This window comes from Bradyrhizobium sp. UNPF46 (assembly GCF_006658625.1).
Classification (GTDB): Bacteria; Pseudomonadota; Alphaproteobacteria; order Rhizobiales; family Xanthobacteraceae; genus Bradyrhizobium; species Bradyrhizobium nitroreducens.
This window is the reverse complement of sequence record NZ_LFJB01000083.1, coordinates 35,835-54,549: the sequence shown is the minus strand read 5'-3', so window position 1 is coordinate 54,549 and position 18,715 is coordinate 35,835. Positions and strand designations below refer to the sequence as shown.

The 18,715-nt window shown below is 65.0% G+C and carries 18 protein-coding genes; 7 read left to right on the top strand and 11 right to left on the bottom strand.

All coding sequences use genetic code 11. The features are described 5' to 3' along the window. The 5 genes from UNPF46_RS29600 to UNPF46_RS29580 all read right to left on the bottom strand — a co-directional run bounded on the left by UNPF46_RS29600 (position 1) and on the right by UNPF46_RS29580 (position 5,222). Positions 1-654, bottom strand: coding sequence for a hypothetical protein (locus UNPF46_RS29600; RefSeq protein ID WP_349628183.1), 654 nt, complete (start codon positions 652-654; stop codon positions 1-3). Positions 655-786: 132 nt separating this feature from the next. Next, positions 787-1,356 carry a peroxidase-related enzyme gene (locus UNPF46_RS29595; protein WP_142252342.1) on the bottom strand — a complete coding sequence of 190 codons (570 nt, stop codon included), beginning with the start codon at positions 1,354-1,356 and terminating at the stop codon, positions 787-789. Between the two features lie 13 nt (positions 1,357-1,369). Continuing rightward, complete coding sequence (locus UNPF46_RS29590; RefSeq protein ID WP_142252341.1) at positions 1,370-3,682, bottom strand: molybdopterin-dependent oxidoreductase; 2,313 nt, start codon at positions 3,680-3,682, stop codon at positions 1,370-1,372. Beyond that, a complete protein-coding gene (locus UNPF46_RS29585; RefSeq protein ID WP_142252340.1) occupies positions 3,679-4,437 on the bottom strand; it encodes a CoA transferase in 759 nt (252 codons plus the stop codon). Before UNPF46_RS29585 ends, UNPF46_RS29590 begins: the two co-directional genes overlap by 4 nt. After that, on the bottom strand, positions 4,437-5,222 hold the full coding sequence (locus UNPF46_RS29580; protein ID WP_210248354.1) for a CoA transferase subunit A: 786 nt from the start codon (positions 5,220-5,222) through the stop codon (positions 4,437-4,439). Before UNPF46_RS29580 ends, UNPF46_RS29585 begins: the two co-directional genes overlap by 1 nt. 269 nt (positions 5,223-5,491) lie before the next feature. Between UNPF46_RS29580 and UNPF46_RS29575 the strand changes: the two genes are divergently transcribed. The 4 genes from UNPF46_RS29575 (at position 5,492) to UNPF46_RS29560 (ending at position 10,490) form a co-directional block, all read left to right on the top strand. Then, positions 5,492-6,646, top strand: coding sequence for an ABC transporter ATP-binding protein (locus tag UNPF46_RS29575; RefSeq protein ID WP_142252338.1), 1,155 nt, complete (start codon positions 5,492-5,494; stop codon positions 6,644-6,646). Then, positions 6,643-8,439: an ABC transporter permease subunit gene (locus tag UNPF46_RS29570; protein WP_142252337.1), complete on the top strand. Its 1,797-nt coding sequence runs from the start codon at positions 6,643-6,645 to the stop codon at positions 8,437-8,439. Before UNPF46_RS29575 ends, UNPF46_RS29570 begins: the two co-directional genes overlap by 4 nt. Before the next feature lie 26 nt (positions 8,440-8,465). After that, on the top strand, positions 8,466-9,560 hold the full coding sequence (locus UNPF46_RS29565; RefSeq protein WP_100181333.1) for an extracellular solute-binding protein: 1,095 nt from the start codon (positions 8,466-8,468) through the stop codon (positions 9,558-9,560). A 114-nt stretch (positions 9,561-9,674) separates the two neighbouring features. After that, positions 9,675-10,490 (top strand): IclR family transcriptional regulator, encoded by an 816-nt coding sequence (locus UNPF46_RS29560; protein WP_142252336.1) that lies wholly within the window; start codon positions 9,675-9,677, stop codon positions 10,488-10,490. 270 nt (positions 10,491-10,760) lie between these two features. Here the strand turns inward: UNPF46_RS29560 and modD are convergent, their stop codons facing one another. Continuing rightward, positions 10,761-11,696, bottom strand: a complete 936-nt coding sequence (gene modD, locus UNPF46_RS29550) for a ModD protein (RefSeq protein ID WP_142252334.1) — start codon at positions 11,694-11,696, stop codon at positions 10,761-10,763. A gap of 236 nt (positions 11,697-11,932) precedes the next feature. Between modD and modA the strand changes: the two genes are divergently transcribed. The 3 genes from modA to modC are packed head-to-tail and all read left to right on the top strand — an operon-like array spanning position 11,933 to position 14,732. Continuing rightward, positions 11,933-12,685 carry a molybdate ABC transporter substrate-binding protein gene (gene modA, locus UNPF46_RS29545; protein WP_142252333.1) on the top strand — a complete coding sequence of 251 codons (753 nt, stop codon included), beginning with the start codon at positions 11,933-11,935 and terminating at the stop codon, positions 12,683-12,685. Between the two features lie 5 nt (positions 12,686-12,690). Further along, the gene (gene modB, locus UNPF46_RS29540) at positions 12,691-13,377 is read left to right on the top strand and encodes a molybdate ABC transporter permease subunit (protein ID WP_142252332.1); all 687 of its coding nucleotides are present in this window, start codon (positions 12,691-12,693) and stop codon (positions 13,375-13,377) included. Beyond that, a complete protein-coding gene (gene modC, locus UNPF46_RS38375; RefSeq protein WP_142252331.1) occupies positions 13,374-14,732 on the top strand; it encodes a molybdenum ABC transporter ATP-binding protein in 1,359 nt (452 codons plus the stop codon). The genes modB and modC overlap by 4 nt, the downstream gene beginning before the upstream one ends. On the opposite strand, the gene UNPF46_RS29530 is transcribed toward modC, so the two are convergent. From UNPF46_RS29530 to UNPF46_RS29510, 5 genes are read right to left on the bottom strand one after another with little or no spacing between them, the layout of a single operon-like run. Continuing rightward, complete coding sequence (locus tag UNPF46_RS29530) at positions 14,706-14,912, bottom strand: TOBE domain-containing protein (protein ID WP_080136000.1); 207 nt, start codon at positions 14,910-14,912, stop codon at positions 14,706-14,708. The genes modC and UNPF46_RS29530 overlap by 27 nt on opposite strands. 6 nt (positions 14,913-14,918) lie before the next feature. Beyond that, complete coding sequence (locus UNPF46_RS29525) at positions 14,919-15,215, bottom strand: ferredoxin family protein (protein ID WP_100178704.1); 297 nt, start codon at positions 15,213-15,215, stop codon at positions 14,919-14,921. Between the two features lie 37 nt (positions 15,216-15,252). Further along, the gene (locus tag UNPF46_RS29520) at positions 15,253-16,560 is read right to left on the bottom strand and encodes an FAD-dependent oxidoreductase (protein WP_100178703.1); all 1,308 of its coding nucleotides are present in this window, start codon (positions 16,558-16,560) and stop codon (positions 15,253-15,255) included. Between the two features lie 17 nt (positions 16,561-16,577). Continuing rightward, a complete protein-coding gene (locus UNPF46_RS29515; RefSeq protein ID WP_142252330.1) occupies positions 16,578-17,684 on the bottom strand; it encodes an electron transfer flavoprotein subunit alpha/FixB family protein in 1,107 nt (368 codons plus the stop codon). Between the two features lie 19 nt (positions 17,685-17,703). Beyond that, complete coding sequence (locus UNPF46_RS29510) at positions 17,704-18,546, bottom strand: electron transfer flavoprotein subunit beta/FixA family protein (protein WP_142252329.1); 843 nt, start codon at positions 18,544-18,546, stop codon at positions 17,704-17,706. Between the last annotated feature and the right edge of the window lie 169 nt (positions 18,547-18,715).

The following is an 18,715-nucleotide window of genomic DNA, read 5'->3' as shown; positions in this document are numbered from 1 at the left end:
TCATGCAATTGCTCCGCGCTGGACCTGCCGGTCGACCAGCAGCCACGTGGTTCGTGCGATCGCCAACACCTCCTGGTCCGAACTCAGCAAGGCGCTCTCGGCAAAGAGCTTGCGGCCCTCCCGCCCGGTCGGCCAAGCCGCAACCACACAACGATCGCCGGGGCGTGGCCGGCGATCGACCCGCGCCGCCATGCGTCCGAGCAGGGCCGTCTCGTCGCCCTTCAATCCCAGGTGACGGGCGCCCACGCTGCAATAGCCGGTCGGACAGTCGAGAGCGGCCCAGACGAATTCGGGCGCGACATGGCCATCGTCGCCGGACAGGCTGCCGTGAGGTATCCAGGACGCCGCGAACACCACGGGCTTGCCCGGGACTGCTCCCGCCCGCAGCGGACCTGCGAAGATGCGCAGACCATCGCCGTGGCCGCGCGCGGGGCCACAGACGAAGCATGTCGGCAGGTCGTGAGTTTGCTCGTCGTAGGGTGTTCTGGCGACGGCTTCTTCCGCCGCCTCGTAGCTCACCTCGGGAATATCCCGAGCGTCTATCCTCGTTGCGGACGCGGTCGCGAGCAGCCTGTCGTTCTCGCGCAACTCGATCCCGCCGTCGGCCCCCGTCAGGACGTCGAGCGGCCGCTCCAGCGGCGGCGGCGCACGCAACGTGACTTCGGCGTCTCCCGCGACGTGCCTTGCGAGACATCCGCATACATAGCCTCCGTTGCCGGAGTTCGGCGGTCCCCGGAAGCGTCTGTCGATGACAAGCGATACCATTGCAGTCTTCGTCCGAGGCGTTCAGCGGCCCATCGCGAAGAACTCGTCGTTCGGACGCATGCTGGCGACATTGGCGAGGCGGTTCGACATGCCGAAGAATGCGGCGATCGCGGCAATGTCCCAGACGTCCTCCTCCGTGAATCCGTGTCCTTCGAGATCCTCGATGTCGGCGTCGTCCACCTCATAGGCGCGCGCCGAGACCTTCATCGCGAAATCAAGCATCGCCCTTTGCCGCGCGGTGATGTCGGCCTTGCGATAGTTGACGGCGACCTGGTCCGCGATCTGCGGATTCTTCGCCCGCACGCGCAGGATGGCGCCGTGTGCGACGACGCAATAATGGCATTGATTGGCGCTGCTGGTCGCCACCACGATCATCTCGCGCTCGGCCTTGGTGATCGGGCCGGGCTTGTCCATCAGCGCGTCGTGATAGGCGAAGAACGCGCGAAACTCGTCAGGGCGATGCGCGAGCGTCAGGAAGACGTTTGGCACGAAACCGGACTTCTCCTGAACCGCCTCGATCCGCGCGCGGATATCAGGAGGGAGTGTCGCGATATCGGGGACGGGAAAGCGGCTGATGGCTGGCGCAGACATATTGCAAGCTCCTTTAGACTGCCGCGAGCGCGACAAGCATTTCCTGGTAGGCCTCGAACGCATCTCGCCGGTCGGCGGCGTGAGGCTCGACCCGTACGAGGCAGGTGTGGGCCGAACAGCCCTGGCCGAATTGAGACGTGCCGATGTCGAGCGTGAGCACGTTCGGATTGCCGGCAACGTCGAGGCCGCTATTGCCGGTCGGCGTGAACCAGGCGCCGGTCGGGAGCACCAGCACGCTCCGGCGAACCTTGTCCGTGACCTCGGCCGTCGCCAGGCACTCCCCGCGGCCGTTCCAGATACGGATCGTCTGACCATCGGCGATACCGAGAGCAGCCGCGTCGTCGGGATGCAGGTGAGCCCGTTCACGACCGTTGCGCTTCATGGCCCTGCTCGATGCGCCGGTCTCGAGCTGGCTGTGAAGACGGCCGACCGGCTGGTGCGAGATGAGGTGCATCTGGCCGGCAGCGGCGGCGTTGCCGAGCCATTCGGCCGGCTCGATCCACGCCGGATGCGAGCGACAATCGGCATAGTCCAGCCTGGCCAGAGTCTCGCTGCCAAGCACGATCCTTCCGCTTTCGGTCCTGAGTGGATGAGCCTCCGGCTCGTTGCGGAAGTCGGCGAGGAACGTGTGCTCGGCCTTGACCGGACAGCGAGCATAGCCGGCTTCCCAGAACGCATCGAAATCAGGCATCGTGAAATCGAAGCGTTCCAAGGCGTCGCTGCGGCAGGCCTCGTAGAGATGCCGGACCCAGCCCATCTCGTCCCGGCCCTCGTTGAAGCGATCGGCCACTCCGAGCTTGCCTGCAATGGCGTCGAATATCTCGAAGTCGGAGCGGGATTCGCCCAGCGGCTCGATGGCCTGCTTCATCGCCAGGATGAAGTCGGAACGCCTGTTGCCGGCAAGATCGTTGCGCTCGATCGACGTGGTTGCCGGCAGCACGATGTCCGCGCGCTGAGCTGTCGCCGTGAACATCGGATCCTGCACGATGATGGTCTCGGGCCTCGTCCAGGCGTCCGACAGGCGATTGAGATCCTGATGATGGTGGAAGGGATTGCCGCCCGCCCAATAGACCAGCCGCGTATCGGGATAGGTGCGGATCTCGCCTTCATAGCTGAATGGCCGGCCGGGATTGAGCAGCATGTCGGTGATCCGCGCCACCGGGATGAAGCTGTCGATCGGTCTGGTCAGTTGCGAGATGGCCGGAGACCGGGCCAGGTTGAGCGGCGCTCCCACGCCACCCAGGGAGGCGTAGCCGTAGCCGACGCCGCCGCCCGGCAGTCCGATCTGGCCGGCGATCGATGCAAGTCCGAGCGCCGCCCAAAACGGCTGCTCGCCGTGATGAGCGCGCTGCAGACTCCAGCTCACCGTCAGCATGCTGCGCGTGTCGACCAGGCGCCTTGCGACCTCAGCAATCTGGCTCGCATCGAGCCCGCAGATGCCGGCGGCCCACGCGGCGTCCTTGCGCACGCCATCGGCATGGCCTTCGAGATAGCGAAGCAGGCGATCCGCGCCGCTGGTGCAGCGCGCCAGGAAATCCCTGTCGTGCCGGCCCGCTTTCACGATCTCGCCGGCAAGGCCGAGCATCAGCGCAGTGTCGGTGTTCGGGCGGATCGGCCACCATTCGGCATTGACCCAGTCGGGCAGATCGTCCTTCAGCGGCGAGACATGAATGACCTTGACGCTGCGCGCGACGATTTTCCTGAGATAGGTTTCAAGCCGGTGGCTGCCGATTCCGCCGGCCTCGTTTTGCGCGGTTCGAGGCGAGAGCGCGCCGAACACCACCAGCGTCTCGGTGTGCTGCGCAATCGTGTCGAGCGTATTGGCGCGGCCGCCGCACGCATCGTCGCTGCCCAGCGTGTGGCGCAGGATCACGGGACCTGCCGCGATGGAATAGGTGTCGACGTGCCTGGTGAAGCCGCCAACCAGATTGAGCATGCGCTTCAGAAGCGACGAGGCATGGTGCAGGCGGCCCGAGTTGGTCCAACCGTAGGAGCCGGCGAATATCGACGCGTTGCCGAAGGTGCCGGCCACGCGGCGCACTTCATCCGCGACCAGCGTCGTTGCCTCGTCCCAGCTGACCGGCACGAACTTCTCCCGGCCGCGGCCTTGGCGATCGCTCTTCTCGCGCTTGTCCAGCCAGCCGGATCGGACCATCGGTCGCAGCACGCGGCGCTCCGGGTTGGCCCATTCGGCAACCGAATGGATGATCGGGGAAGGAGCCGGATCGTGCTCGAACGGCTCGACGCCCACGATGCGATCATCCTCGACGAGGATCGTGTACGCACCCCAATGGCTGCAATGCGGGACCCGCTTGACCTCGCTCATGCGTCGACCGTCCCAATCTCGCGCCGCATCTGCGCGGCAAATTCGGGATAAGTCTCGGCGAGTTCGTCGAAAACGCGGCCACGGAGCAGATCGAGCGTCGCGCGATCCGGCTGCGCAGTCTGCGGCGGCTCGGCGTCATGGGTGAACCGAAAGCCGGTCGCCTCCTCGATCTCCGCGAGATCATGTCCGGGATGGACACTCTCCAACTCGAAACCCGGCCGCGTCTTGTCGAAGCGGAAGAGGGCTTTGCCCGTCAGCAGGGCGATAGGACCGCCACTCCGGAACACCCCGTCCGGACTGACACCGGGGGCACTGATGAAGTCCACCTTCTCGACGAAAACACGCGGCGTATGCTCCTCGCGGAACAGGATGACGCGCGGTACGACGAAATAGAGATAGGCCGACCCGAACGAACCGGGCCAGCGCACGCTCGATCGCGGATAGTCGCCGGCGCCGACGAGATTCACGTTGCCGAAACCGTCGATCTGGCCACCACCGAGGAAGAACGCATCGATCCGACCTTGACCCGCGCAATCGAATAGTTCCGCCGAACCGTTGGTGAAGAAATTATGCTCGACGGAGCCGAGGATGGAGATGCGTGGGCCGACCGCGCCCTCCGCTTCCTTCATTGCACGCAGCAGCATCGCGCCGGCCGCGGGAATCGGAGACGAGGCGCCGACCGCGACATGCCTCACGCCATCGAGCAGCCGCGCGATCGTGCAGATCAGCACTTCGCGAGGGAGAACCTCGGCCATCACGCTGACTCCATCTGCGCCTGGCCCATATAGGTGGCGAAACCGTCAGCCGTTCGCGCGGCCTTCGCGTAGCGCGCGATCTCCGCGCTGTCGGTCGGATACTCGCCCCACAGGCCATAGGGCCACGCCCCCTTCGGAGCAAGCGCCACCGCCGTGACGTAGAGCGCGGGGAGCACGCCGGCAGCGGTCATCTCGTCCGCAAGCAGATTCTCCTCGACGATGCGCTCCACCGTGACGAGAACGAGCTGGGAAGCGTAAGCCATTGCGGCAAGCTCGCGCCGCCGTCCGATCCAGACGTTGCCGAAGCGATCGGCCATCGGCACGTGGAATATCGTGACGTCGGGCTTGATTGCGGGAATCAGCACAATCGGATCGCCGCCGTCCGCCAGCGGATTGTCGACGACGCGCCAGTCGTCGCGATGACGGAGCAGATCCGTTCCGATCAGCCCCCGCAGCGGCATGAAGGGGCTGCCCTTCTGGGCAGCCATCAGTCCGGCATGGATGGCGGGACACGTCGCGTCCTTCAATCGGATCGCGCCTTCCTTGACGGCAGCGTTGAACCGGGGGGCGCCACCCGCTTCGCCCAGCGAGACGGCGCTGGTCTCGACCGAGCGGACCAGACCCGCGCCGACGAGCTGGTCGACCTGCAATCCGCCGGTCGGCACGCACACGAGATCGAGATCGCCCGCGCCATGCTCGATGATCGGCCGCGTCATGGCCATGGAGACGCCGGCGTAATCCACCGGCAGCGCCACGCGCATGCCCGGCTCGATGTGCTTCGCCATTGCGCGAGGCTCGCTCAACACCACCATCCTCCCAAAGATTGTTCTATATTGTAGAACGCTATTCCAAATAAATGTTAGACGGATTTGAACGCGACTGTCAATCTCGCTTCACCGGATAGGCCTTTGTTTGCAGGGGATGTCGCTTGCGCACACGATCGCAGCGCGCGCGGCTTCGTCGCGGCTGAACGGCGCGACTTGACAAGTGCGCGCGCTGCGCCAACAATAATTGGAATAACGTTCTACAATATAGAACAAATGGGAGGAGAAGAATGGGTGAGCCCGCGGCTCTGCGCACAACGCGCTCCGGCGATGCAGGCGCTCGGACGTCGCCAAGCGGCCTCCCCCGCGAGCGTGGCACCATCGGATCGAGCATCGCCGTCCGCGACGCCGTGAAGCGATACGGCAGCTTTCACGCCGTCGACCGGATCAGCATCGACATCGAGCCGGGTGAATTCATCACGCTCCTCGGCCCTTCGGGCAGCGGCAAGACCACACTGCTCAACCTCGTGGCCGGATTCCAGAGCCTCGACAACGGCGAGATCCTCGTCGACGGCAAGCCCGTCCACAACGTGCCCACGCACAAGCGCGGCTTCGGCATGGTCTTCCAGAGCTACGCACTGTTTCCCAACATGACGGTGAGCCAGAACGTCGCGTTTCCGCTTCGCATGGCGGGCGTCGACCGGGCAACCACGGACCGACGCGTCGCCGAGACGCTGGAGATCATGCGCCTGACGGAGCATGCGACGAAGTCCCCCTCGCAGATGTCGGGCGGGCAGCAACAGCGCGTCGCGATCGCCCGCGCCATCGTCAGGAGGCCGAGGGTCGTGTTGATGGACGAACCGCTCAGCGCCCTCGACCGGCGGTTGCGCGAGTCGATCCAGATCGAGATTCGCGATCTGCACCGGACCATCGGCAGCACGATCCTGTTCGTCACCCATGACCAGGGCGAAGCCCTGACCATGAGCGACCGCATCGCGGTGCTCAACGCAGGCAAGATCGTCCAGATCGGCCGCCCCCTGGACATCTATCGACATCCCACCGATCGCTTCGTCGCCTCATTCATCGGCGAGAGCAACCTGATCGAGGCCGAGATTCTGCAGAAGCGCGGATCGACGCTGACGATGAAGAACCGCGCGGGATACGTGTTCAACGCCGAAAGCCGCGACACGATCGACGTCGGGCGCGCAACCGTGCTGGTGCGCCCCGAGCGCATTGCCGTGTCGAACGAGCCGACTGCGAATTCCACGCCCGTCAGCGTCACGTCTGCGATCTTCCTGGGCGAGATCTTGCGGATCGAAGCTCACATGGAGGGCGGAGAGCCACTCCTGATCAGGTGCACCGACATGGCGGACCGGCCACTGCCCTCCGTCGGGGATCGCCTGCACGTGAGCTGGGGTGCAGCGGATTGCTGGGTGCTTGCATGAGCTCGGCATCGATCAGCGTCCAGGCGCACCGTCCTGCGGGGCTTGATCTCGTCAGGAGATTGAAGGATCCGGCGCTGCTGCTGCTGCCGGCGCTTGCCTTCCTGGCCTTCATCTATCTCCTCCCGCTGATCGATCTCATCCGCATCAGCGTCAGCGGACCATCGTGGTCGTCGTATTTCGCGCGGGTGTTCGCGATACCGCTCTATTGGGATTCGCTCGTCCGCACGATGCAGATCTCGGTGACCGTCGCAGGCCTGTGCCTGCTGTTCGGATATCCGACCGCGCTGCTCATTCACCGCAGTCGCGGCATTGCCCAGGTCCTGATCGCGACCGCGATCGTGCTGCCCTATTTCATCGCCATCCTGATCCGGACCTACGCCTGGATGGTCCTGCTCGGCCGCAACGGGCCGATCAACAAGCTGCTGGTCTCGATCGGCATCTTGAGCGAGCCGGTGCAGCTTCTGTTCAATCGCGGCACGGTGCTGCTCGGCATGACCGCGGTGCTTCTGCCGCTGATGGTGCTGACGATCTATTCCAGCGTGGCGCGCCTCGACCAAAGCCTGACCCGCGCCGCGCTTGCCAGCGGCGCCGGTCCCATTGCAGCGTTCTGGCGCGTGATGCTGCCGCTGACCTTGCCCGGGATGGGCGCCGGCTTCCTGCTGGTCTTCGTCGCCGCGATCGGCTTCTTCATTACACCGACCCTGCTCGGGGGACCCGGCGATCAGATGTTTGCCATGCATATCACCCAGCAGGCGGACTCGGTCACGTCCGAGGGATTCCTGCAAGCCTTGGGCGTGGTGCTGCTGACGATCACGCTGGCGGTGGTCGCGGTGGCCGGACGTTTCCTCGGCTTCGAGTTCATCTGGGGCGGCCGCAAGCTGACGGAGGCCGCGCCGAGAGCCACGGACCGCCACACGGGCGATGCCGGCCGCCACAGCTTCGGCGCCTCGGTTGCCGATGCGATCGGCTGGCCGCTCCTGCGGCTGTTCGGGCGCCTGCCGGCGAGCTGCGGGACGTGGACCGTGCGCCTCATGGGCGGCATTGTCATTGCCGTTCTCATCCTCCCGATCATCGTGGTGATGATCATCTCCTTCAGCAGCGCGAGCTATCTGACCTTCCCGCCGCCGGGATTCTCGCTGCGCTGGTACGAGCAGTTCTTCTCCGATTCGAACTGGATGCGGGCGTTCTGGACATCCTTGGTCGTCGCGGCGATGTCGGCCGCCATCGCGATCGCGCTGGGCGCCTCGGCGGCCCTTGGCATCGTCAGGAGCAACATTCGCGGCAAGTCAGCCATCATGCTGCTTCTCGTCAGTCCGATCATCGTTCCTCCGGTCGTGCTCGGCCTGTCGCTCTACAGCCTGTTCCTGCGTTTCGATCTCGTCGGCTCCGTCTTCGGTCTTGCCGCCGCGCATGCGATCGGCGGCCTTCCCATCGTCGTGGTGATCCTGTCCGCCTCGCTTCAGGGCGTCGATACCAGGCTCGAACAGGCAGCCGCCGTCCATGGTGCGTCGTCATCGACGGTGTTCCGCCTGGTGACGCTGCCGGCCATCATGCCGGGCCTCGCCGCAGCGACGTTCTTCGCCTTCCTGCATTCGTTCGACGAACTGGTGCTGACGCTGTTCCTGTCGAGCGCGCAGCTGAAGACGCTTCCGCTCATGCTGTGGGGCGACGTCAACTATCGGCTCAACCCCGTTCTGGCCGTGGTCTCGACGCTGGAGGTGCTGCTGGTGGTCGCCGGGCTCGTCCTTGCACGCCCCGTTCTCGCGACGTCGCGGAAGGCGACGTCACAATGATCGATTTCAACTGGAGGAAAGAGAAGATGCTGGGAATGAAACGCTGGCGGCTATCCGCTTCCGTACTGGCCTCAGCCCTGTTCGTCGCGATGGGAACGGGTCTGGCTCAGGCTCAGAGCAACGTCGTGATCATGCAGGATCCGGGCGGCGGGTATGGCGATGCATTGCGCAAGGTCATGTACGACCCGTTCGAGAAGGAGACCGGCATCAAGGTCGTCACAGTCCAGGAAGCCCGTAGCGGCCCGCGCATCAAGGCTCAGGCCGACGCCGGCAAGGCCCAATGGGACCTGACGTTCATCTTCGACCAGGAGACGAAGCTGCTCGGCGACTGCTGCCTGGCCGATATCGACTATTCCAAGCTGTCGGACGGCGCGAAGCAGACGCTGGCAGCGATGCCGGACAATCTGAAGCGCAAGAAAGGCGTGGCCCTGCAGGTGATCGGCGTCGGCCTCGTCTACAACAAGGACAAGTACAAGGGCGAAAACGTACCGACGAGCTGGGCCGACTTCTGGGACGTGAAGAAATTCCCCGGCAGGCGCTGCATGCCGGCCTGGCCGCGTTTCGTGTTCGAAGCGGCGCTGATGGCCGACGGCGTCGAGAAGAGCAAGCTCTACCCGCTCGACATGGAGCGGGCGCTGAAGAAGGTCAAGGAGATCAAGCCGCACATCGCCAAATGGTGGACGACGGCCGCACAGCCGCCGCAACTCCTGCTCGACGGCGAGGCCGACATGTGCATGGCCTACACCGGCTCGATGAGCAAGCTCGCCCTGGAGGGCGCTCCGATCGAACTGACCTTCAACCAGGGCTTCGTCTACTACGACTTCTTCTCGATCCCCAAGGGCGCACCGAACTACGACAACGCGCTGAAACTGCTGTCCTGGCGGCTCGAGCCCAAGCGCGCGGCACAGCTGACGTCGACCTTCCCGGTCGCCCTGCCCTCCCGGGTCGTGTTCGAGGCCGCCACCGACAAGAAGCTCGCCCGCTACTGGGCCAACAACCCGGACAACATCTCGAAGGCAATCGAGTGGAGCCCGGATTACTGGGGCGGGCCTTCGCCGGCCGGAAACTCCACCAACGAAGAGTACGGGCAGGAGAAGCTCAACGCCCTGCTGGCCCAATAGGCCGGCTGATCGGCCCCGATCCGAGGAGGATCGGGGCCGATCCCAAACGCGGGCTATTGCCGATCGCGCGGCCATGCTAGATCGAGTGAAAGATCATCCTATTTTGGCTGGTGGATGGACAAGGCTTTTACCAAGGGACTGCGTCTCCTAGAAGCACTTGCTCTGAGCGAGCAGCCCCGCGGGGTCACGGACCTCGCGAGCGAGCTGAAGCTCACCAAGAGCAACGTGCATCGGCTGCTGACGACCTTGCAGTCCCAGGGCTATGTGCGCCAGATCCCCCCGCACAGCACTTACGAGCTCACGACCAAGATCTGGGCGCTCGGCAGCCATGTCATCCACCGGATGGATCTCATCAACGTCGCGCGGCCGGCAATGACCAAGCTCGCAGAGATCACCGGCGAAACCATTCACCTCTCCGTGCTCGAAGATACCGACGTCGTCTATGTCGACAAGATCGAAAGCGCGCACCATATCCGCGCCCATACGAGCGTGGGAATGCGGGCACCAGCCTTCACCATGGCGACAGGGAAGGCGATGCTCGCACATGTGCCTGATGACTACCTGGAACGGTTCCGACCGCATCTCAGGCGCTACACGGAGACGACGCGAACGACGATCGAGGAGCTGCGCGAGGACATCGAGTTGGCACGCGCGCAAGGCTACTCCTCCGTGCTGCACGGCGAGTGGCGAGAGGGCATTGCGGCCTGCGCCTGTGCGATCCTCGGTCGCTCCGGCGAACTCGTTGGAGCGATCGGCATGTCCGGGCCCGATACGCGCATCAAGCGCAAGCAGATCAGGGAGTATTCGGTTCACGTGATGGAGGCTGCCCGAACCATCGGCGCAGCCCTTGGCTATTCCAACAGGCCGACGGCGTACCCCGCCGTGAGAGGTGATCCTGCGCCTTCACATCAATCACGACGCGCCCCTTGATCTTGCCGGCCACGACGTCGGCAGCAAGCCGCGGCAGAGCGAGAGCGGCGCGGTGTATGGCAGACGGCTCATTCCGCTTCAAGCCTATGAAAGGTATTTTCCGATCTCTGCGACGGCGCTATGGGTCAACCACAAGGCGCGTCCGTCCGTCGGTTCCGACCACGAGGAGAACTTGGCAATCACAGTATGATTGGATCGATCGATGAACAGGTTCTGGCCATGGACACCCATGGCGAACAGCACCTGGCACCGTTTGAGCCACGCCAAGAATTAGGTTTCGTTCCCAATAATGATCGATCTGCCCGCGGTGTGGGCAGAGCGGTTCGAGCGCATGTCAGGGATCCCAGTCTCATCCGCGGCGATAATGCGCACCTGCACGTCCTTCGGCTTAGCTAGATAGGGCGACGACGTGACCAGGAGGTCTGCGCCGGCCTCTGCATAGGCTGCAGCATTCGCGGCATTGACGCCGCCGGCGGCAGCGATCACGGGGCGTTCGCGTGCATAGGCCATCGATGCCATGCGCTTGACCAGCGCGGCGATCTCGGCCGGTGAAAACTTCTCCGCCTGGATCACGTCGAAACCGGCAACCGCCCCGGCAAGTGCAGCGTCGACCGTCTTCACCTCGATCACAAGCTTCTTCTCCGGCGCGGCCCGTCGCAATCGTTCGACCGCCTGAAACAGCGGCAGCTTGCCGAGAAAGGCGCGGTGCTCGGGAAACACCAGCACGGTCTCGGACAGGCCGAGCCGATGCATCACGGCGCCGCCCGCCTTCACCGCCGCAACCGCAAAGCGCTTGGTGCCCGGCACGTTCTTGCGCGTGCAGGCAACCGGAATCTGCGGGGCGACTGCCCTCGCGGCCCCGACAATGGCGCGGGTCTCGCTGGCAACACCCGACCAGATTTCGATCAGGGTCTGCGCGACCTTCCAGCTCCGCAGCAGGCTGGCGGCCGGACCACGCGCCTCCAGGATCGGCGCGCCCTGCTCCAGCGTCGCACCGGATGCCGCGAACAGCTCGACCTCGCAGCCGGCCAGCGCGACGATCGCGGCGGCATCCTCGGCGAGCGCCAGCACCATCGGCGCGCGCGCGGCAAACTGCATGACGCCCCTGGCCGCGCCGATCCCGAGCGCCTCGGTGGTGAGATCGCCGTAAGGCACGTCGTCCTCCAGCAGACGCTCGAGCTCGGCGCGCGATGCAACGGTTGCCATATCGTGCCTTCCCTTCGTTGGTGTCGGCTTGCCGACGCGTTTGTCGCAAATCCGACAGGGATCGTCGGTCCCGCTGCCACACGGGGCAGCAAGTTCTGCTATTGCCGCTGATTTCTGCAAGGCGCGCACCAGACTCCGGTCGCCGTATCCGGCACGCCGATTGCTGAGCCCTCATGGCCGCCGCCTCGCGACGAACAGGCTGACGCGGAGGCGGTTACCGTCCGCTGGAGTTCATCATGAAACTGTTTCGCACGATCGCCGTCGCCGCAGGCTTACTGCTCGCAACCACCACCGCACAAGCCGCGCAGACCAATGTTGCCGTCGCCGCCAACTTCACCGATGCCGCCAAGGAGATCGCCGCCATCTTCAAGCAGAAGACAGGACACGAGGCGGTGCTGAGCTTCGGCGCGAGCGGCCAGTTCTACACGCAGATCACGCAGGGCGCGCCATTCCAGGTTTTCCTGTCCGCCGACGATTCGCGGCCGAAGAAGCTCGTCGAGGACGGCCTTGCGGTCGCGGACAGCCGCTCCACCTATGCGATCGGCAAGCTCGTACTGTGGAGCAAGTCGCCGGGGATCGTGACCGGCGAAGCGACGTTGAAGGCTGCGTCCTTCGCAAAACTCTCGATCTGCAATCCGGCCGCGGCCCCTTACGGCCTGGCCGCCGTGGAAACCATGAAGTCGCTGAATCTCTATGACACGCTGAAGCCGAAGCTGGTGCAGGGCGCGACCATCACCCAGGCCTATCAATTCGTCGAGACCGGCAATGCCGAGGTCGGCTTCGTCGCGCTGTCGCAATTGACCGGCAGCGAGGCCGGCTCGCGTTGGGTGGTGCCGCAGGCGCTCTATAATCCGATCCGGCAGGATGCGGTCCTGCTGAAGACCGGCGCCGGCAACGAGGCCGCCGCAGCGTTCATGACTTTCCTGAGGGGGCCCGAGGCGCGCGCCGTCATCGAGAAATACGGCTACGCGCTGGACGGACAGAGCTGACGCGCATGGAGGTCTGGTCAGCGGAGATCCGCCAGTCGGTGCTGCTCACGATCGAGCTCGCGACCATTTCGACCGCGATCCTGCTGCTGCTGGCCACACCGCTCGCCTGGTGGCTGGCACGCGCGCAGGGCTGGTGGACCGAGATCGTCGCCAGCGTGGTCGCATTGCCGCTGGTGCTGCCGCCGACCGTGCTCGGCTTCTATCTGCTGGTGCTGCTCGGTCCGGACGGGCCCGGCGGATGGATCGCACAATTGTGGGGCGGGCGCACGCTCGCCTTCACCTTCGAAGGCCTGGTCATCGGCTCGGTGGTGTATTCGATGCCTTTCGTGGTGCAACCGATCCGGAATGCCTTCACTGCCATGGGCGAGCGGCCGCTCGAGGTCGCCGCGACCTTGCGCGCCTCGCCCTTGCGGACGTTCTGGACCGTCGCCGTGCCGCTGGCGCGGCCCGGCTTCCTGACCGGGGCCGTGCTCGGCTTCGCGCACACTGTCGGCGAGTTCGGCCTCGTGCTGATGATCGGCGGCAACATTCCCGGCCGCACCAAGGTGCTGTCGGTTGCGCTCTTCGACTATGTCGAGACCTCGCGCTGGCGCGAGGCGAGCATGCTCGCAGGCCTTATGGTGATCTTCGCATTTGCCGTGATCCTGACCATGACGCTGGTCGACAAGCGCGCCGCGAGGGCTGCGGCATGAGAACGTCCAAACCCGGGCGCATCAACGCCGGCTTCCGCGGCCGGCTCGGCAATTTCGTGCTGGATGCCGAACTCAGCGTGCCCGCCACCGGCGTCACCGCGATCTTCGGTCCGTCCGGCTGCGGCAAGACCAGCGTAGCGCGCTGCATTGCCGGCCTGCAGCATATGACTGATGGTTTTTGCGCGGTGGACGGCGACGTCTGGCAGGACCATCATTCGTTCCGACCGGTGCATCGACGACCGATCGGCTATGTGTTCCAGGAAGCGAGCCTGTTTCCGCACCTGTCGGTGCGCGGCAATCTGCTGTTTGGTGCGCCGAAGATCGCAGGCGCGCAGATCGGCTTTGACGAGGTCGTAGAGCTGCTCGGCCTTGTCGCCCTGCTCGACCGTTCGCCGGACCGCCTCTCCGGCGGCGAACGGCAGCGCGTTGCAATCGGCCGCGCGCTGCTGTCACAGCCGAAACTGCTGCTGATGGACGAGCCGCTCGCGGCGCTCGACCGCGCCACCAAGAGCGAGATCTTGCCCTTCCTCGAGCGGCTGCACGATCGCCTGTCGCTGCCGGTATTCTATATCAGCCATGACATGACGGAGATCGAACGCTTTGCCGATCATCTGGTGCTGATGGAACAAGGCCGTGTCGTCCGCGAAGGCCCGCTGCATACCCTCCATCCAATACCGCTGGCCGGACGCACTGGTCGGCATGGAGATTGCTCGCCAGGACGGAAGAGCGTAGGAAAACCGACAAGGATGCCCTCCATGCCCACCGACCTCCACGACATCGACCCGAATCGAGTCGCCGCAATCCTCTACCGCGCCCAGCACGACGTCGACACCTTGCTCGCCGACTTCGCCGAAACTCTGGTGCGATCGGGCGAGCGGATCGGCGGAATCGTCCAGCGCAACGTCAAGGACGGCGCCGGCTGCCAGGTCGGCATGCAGGCGATCGATCTCATGACCGGCCGCGAGATCTCGATCCGCCAGCCGCTTGGCTCGGGCGCGATGGCCTGCAAGCTCGACGCCGCGGGACTGGCCGAAGCGGCGGTAGCCGTCGCCCGCGCGATCACGGCGGATGTCGATCTCGTCGTAATCAACAAGTTCTCCAAGCAGGAGGCCAGCGGCGGAGGCCTGCGCGACGAGCTGGCCGACGCGATCGCCGCCGGCATCCCCGTGCTGACGGCGGTGCCGGAAAAATGCCTGGACGCCTGGAACGATTTTACCGGCGGGATCGGCACCAGCCTGCTGTGCGAACGGAGCGCGATCGAGGGCTGGTGGCAAGACATGTCGTCGCGCATGAAGCGGGCGCGCCTGCCCGCCGATGCATCTGCGGCGCTACTTACCGATCATCACGTCGGATGACTTGATCACGGCCGAGACGGCGTCGCCTACCTTCAGGGCGAGGTCGTCCACGGCCTCGTTGGTGATCGCGGAAAATACGACCAAGCCCGGCGCGAGCTCGATCTTCACATGGGCCGTCGTCGTGCCCTTGGTGACGGCGACGATTCGCCCCGGGAGAATGTTGCGGGCGCTGAGCTTCATGACGGGTCAGCCGAACTTGAACAGCACGCCGTAGCCACCGCGCGGATAGCTCCACTCGATATCGCCGCTCTCCTCGCAGATCACGCGGCAGGTGCCGCACTCGATGCAGCCGTCGACGGTGATCTCGACCTGCCCCTTGTCGTTGAGCTCGTAGCAACGTGCCGGGCAGGCCTTCAGCATGCTGAGAAGCTCCGGCGACGGTTTGGTGTGCGGCCGCACCTTGATGTGGGCTCGTCCGGCATCGACCAGATAACGATTGTAGAACAGCTTGTCCTCGACACGCACGGATGGCTCGATCGACATGGTTTGGTCTCCGTCGTTGATGGTCTATGTGCTCGTCTCACCGCCAGGCGCGCGCGAGGCGGAAAGCGTCGCCGAACAGCCCGCTCCATGAGCGCGCCTTGATGAACGATCTGAACGTCGTCTTCTCCTTCTCCACCTTCGGCGTGCCGTCGACGCGAAGGAAGTTCTGCATCGCCCTGGAGACGAGTTCGGGATAGGTCAGGAAGAAGCTCTGCGACTGGGTGTGCATCAGCGCCGGCATGTCCTTGTACTTCTTCAGATCCTTGATGACGAAGGACTGGTCCAGCATGGTCTTGTAGAGCGACAGGTTGTCCGCCGTCATCGGATCCTTGCGCGACTTGACCTGGAAGATCGCCTCCGCCGCGATTCGGCCCGACGTCATCGCAAGGTTCGAGCCTTCGCGATGGATGGCGTTGTTGAGCTGGGCGGCGTCGCCGACCACGACCCAGCCTTCGCCGTAGAGCTGCGGGATCGCCTTGAAGCCGCCCTCGGGAATGAGATGCGCGGCATATTCCTTCACCTCGGAGCCTTCGATCAGCGGCGCGACCGACGGGTGCCGCTTGAAGCGGTCGAGCAGGCCGTACGGCGTCTCGCCGGTGCGCTGGAAATCGGAGACCAGGCAGCCGATACCAAGCGAAATGCACTCCTTGTTGGCGTAGATGAAGCCCATGCCGGTCATGCCGCGGGAAATGGTGCCGGCGGCTTCGATCACCACGCCTTCGTCACCTTTGAGGTTGAAGCGGGCCTCGATGGTCTCGCGCGGCAGGAAATGCATCTCCTTCACGGCAAGCGCGACCTTGTCGGGCTTGGGCCGCTCGCGCAGGTGAGCGCGGGTGCCGAGCAGGCCGTTGACGCCTTCCGCCAGCACCACGACGTCGGCGTGGATCTCGCCGTCAGCGCGGTCGGTCCGCACGCCGATCACCTTGCCATAGGCGTCCTGCGCTAGCTCGGTCACCGTCGTCTCGCACAGTACGGTGGCGCCGGCCTCGCGAACCTTCTGCGAGAACCATTTGTCGAACTGGGCGCGGATGATGGTGTAGCGGTTCGGCTTCTCCTCGTTGAAATCGTCGGAACGATAGTGCAGACCGGTGTGCGACCGGTCGTCCATCATCCAGAAGCGCTGCTCGACCAGATGCCGCTCCAGCGGCGCATCTTCGCGGAAATCGGGAATCAGCTTCTCCAGCATGTCGGCATAGAGGATCGCGCCCTGCACGTTCTTCGAGCCGGAATATTCCCCGCGCTCGAGCTGGAGCACCTTGAGCCCGCGCTGGGCCAGCGTGAGCGCCGCCGCGTTGCCGGCCATGCCGGCGCCGACGACGATGGCATCGAATTTCTCCTCGATCATGGCGGGTTCTCCCTGTTCTAGCTTGCGATCCGGTCTCGCGAATGCGGTGACAGCCGGGCGCGGAACGCCGCGGTCAGGGCGGGAAGCAGCCGGATGGCGTCGGTGACGATGCCCATATGGGCGAAATCGAAGATCGGCGCGTTCCTGTCAGTATTGATGGCGACGATGAGATCGGCGCCCTCGACCCCGACGCGATGCTGGATCGCGCCGGAAATGCCGGCGGCGATATAGAGCTTCGGCCGGATGGTCTTGCCGGTCTGGCCGATCTGCCGGTCGGATGTGACCCAGCCCTTCTGCACCAGCGGCCGCGAGCAGCCATATTCGGCGCCGAGGACGGTGGCGAGCTGGCGTACCAACTGGAAATTTTCCGGCGAGCCAAGCCCCAGGCCGCCGGCGACGACGACGTCGGCATAAGCGAGATTGGATTTTGCGGAATCGCGATCAGGCAGGAACGACAGCACTTTCGTCACGATGTCGTCCTCGACGAGGCCGAGCGGATGGCTGACGATGCGGCCGACCGGACGCACGACGCGCTCCGGCATCGGCATCACGCGCGGGCGCACCGTGGCCATCTGCGGCCGGTAGTTCAGCGTGTAGATCGTACAGAGCAGCGAGCCGCCAAAGGTCGGGCGTGTCGCGGCGAGTGAGCCGTCGGCATCGACATCGAGCTCGGTGCAGTCGGCCGTGAGGCCGGTGAGCAGCGTCGTCGCCACCGAACCCGCGAGGTCGCGGCCGAGCGTGGTGGCGCCGAGCAGGAGGATCTCCGGCTTGTAGGTGTTGACAACGTCGGTCAGCGCCTTGGTGTAGGATTCGTTGCGGTAGTCGGCGAGCAGATGGTCGGCGACCATGTAGACGAGGTCGGCGCCGTAGCAGAAGGATTCCGCGGCCGCGCTCTGTGTCGCCTCGCCTTCGGGTCCGATCACGACGGCCGCAAGGTCGACCTTGAGCTTGTCGGCAAGCTTGCGGCCGGCGCCCATCAGCTCCCAGGAGACGGGATGAACCTGGCCACGCTCCTGCTCGATAAAGACCCAGACATGCTTGTATGCCTTGAAATGCTCCGGCAGCTCCTTCTTGGTCGCGGCGCGGCCGGCGGCAGGAGCTGCGGTTTTCGGTGCGGTGCCCATATGCTTGCTCCCTCTCGCCTCAATAGCCGCGCGCCAACGCCGCGAGCTCGGTTTCGAGTGCCGGCTGGCGCTTGAGGATGGCGTCGATCAGCGCCTCGGCCGGCTGTTCGCCCCCCTCGATCAGTTCCGCCTTCTCGCTGCGCGCCGCGGGCGCGAAGACCCGCTTGACGATGGTGGGTGAGCCGCGCAGACCGCATTTCGAGATGTCCTCGACGCCGGCATCCTGAGCGCTCCATTTCACGATCGGCGCGCGCGCGGCGCGCAGGGCGTCCGCCATGGCGCCGCGCCGGATCTGGTTGGTCGCCTCCAGCATGGTGACGAGGCACGGCAGCCTGGTGCGCAACAGCTGGACGCCGCCCTCGGAACGCCGCTCGGCGTCGATGGTCCGGGCCGTCAGATCGAGTGCGCTGATCTTGGCGACATAGGTCAGCTGCAACAGGCCAAGCCGCTTGGCGATGCCGGGGCCGACCTGCGCAGTGTCGCCGTCAATGGTCTGCTTGCCGGTGAAGACGAGATCGGGCGCACCGAACTCGGTCGAGATCTTGCGGATCGCCGTTGCCAGCGCATAGGTGGTGGCCAGCGTATCGGCGCCGGCGAAGAATCGATCAGTCAGCAGCACGGCGCGGTCGGCGCCGAAGGTCAGCGCCTTGCGCAACGAATCCTCGGCCGAGGGGGGCCCCATGGTCAGCACCGTGACCTCGCCGCCGAACTGGTCGCGCAGCTCGAGCGCGGCTTCGAGTGCGAACAGATCATAGGGATTGATGATGGTCGGCACCCCCTGGCGCATGATGGTGTTGGTCACGGGATGCACGCGGATCTGCGCAGAGTCCGGGACTTGCTTGATGCAGACGACGATGTGCATGTGCTTCTCCAGGACTCGTCTTCAAAATTCGGTTCAGAGCAGGAACAGCAAGTGTCGTACCAACTGCGCGAGCGATGAAAAACGGATGTCGATGCAGCGACTTAGAAGAGCGACGGTATCGCTTGCATCCGCCTTAGGCAGTGGAGCCGACAACGCTGCTGCGACACGC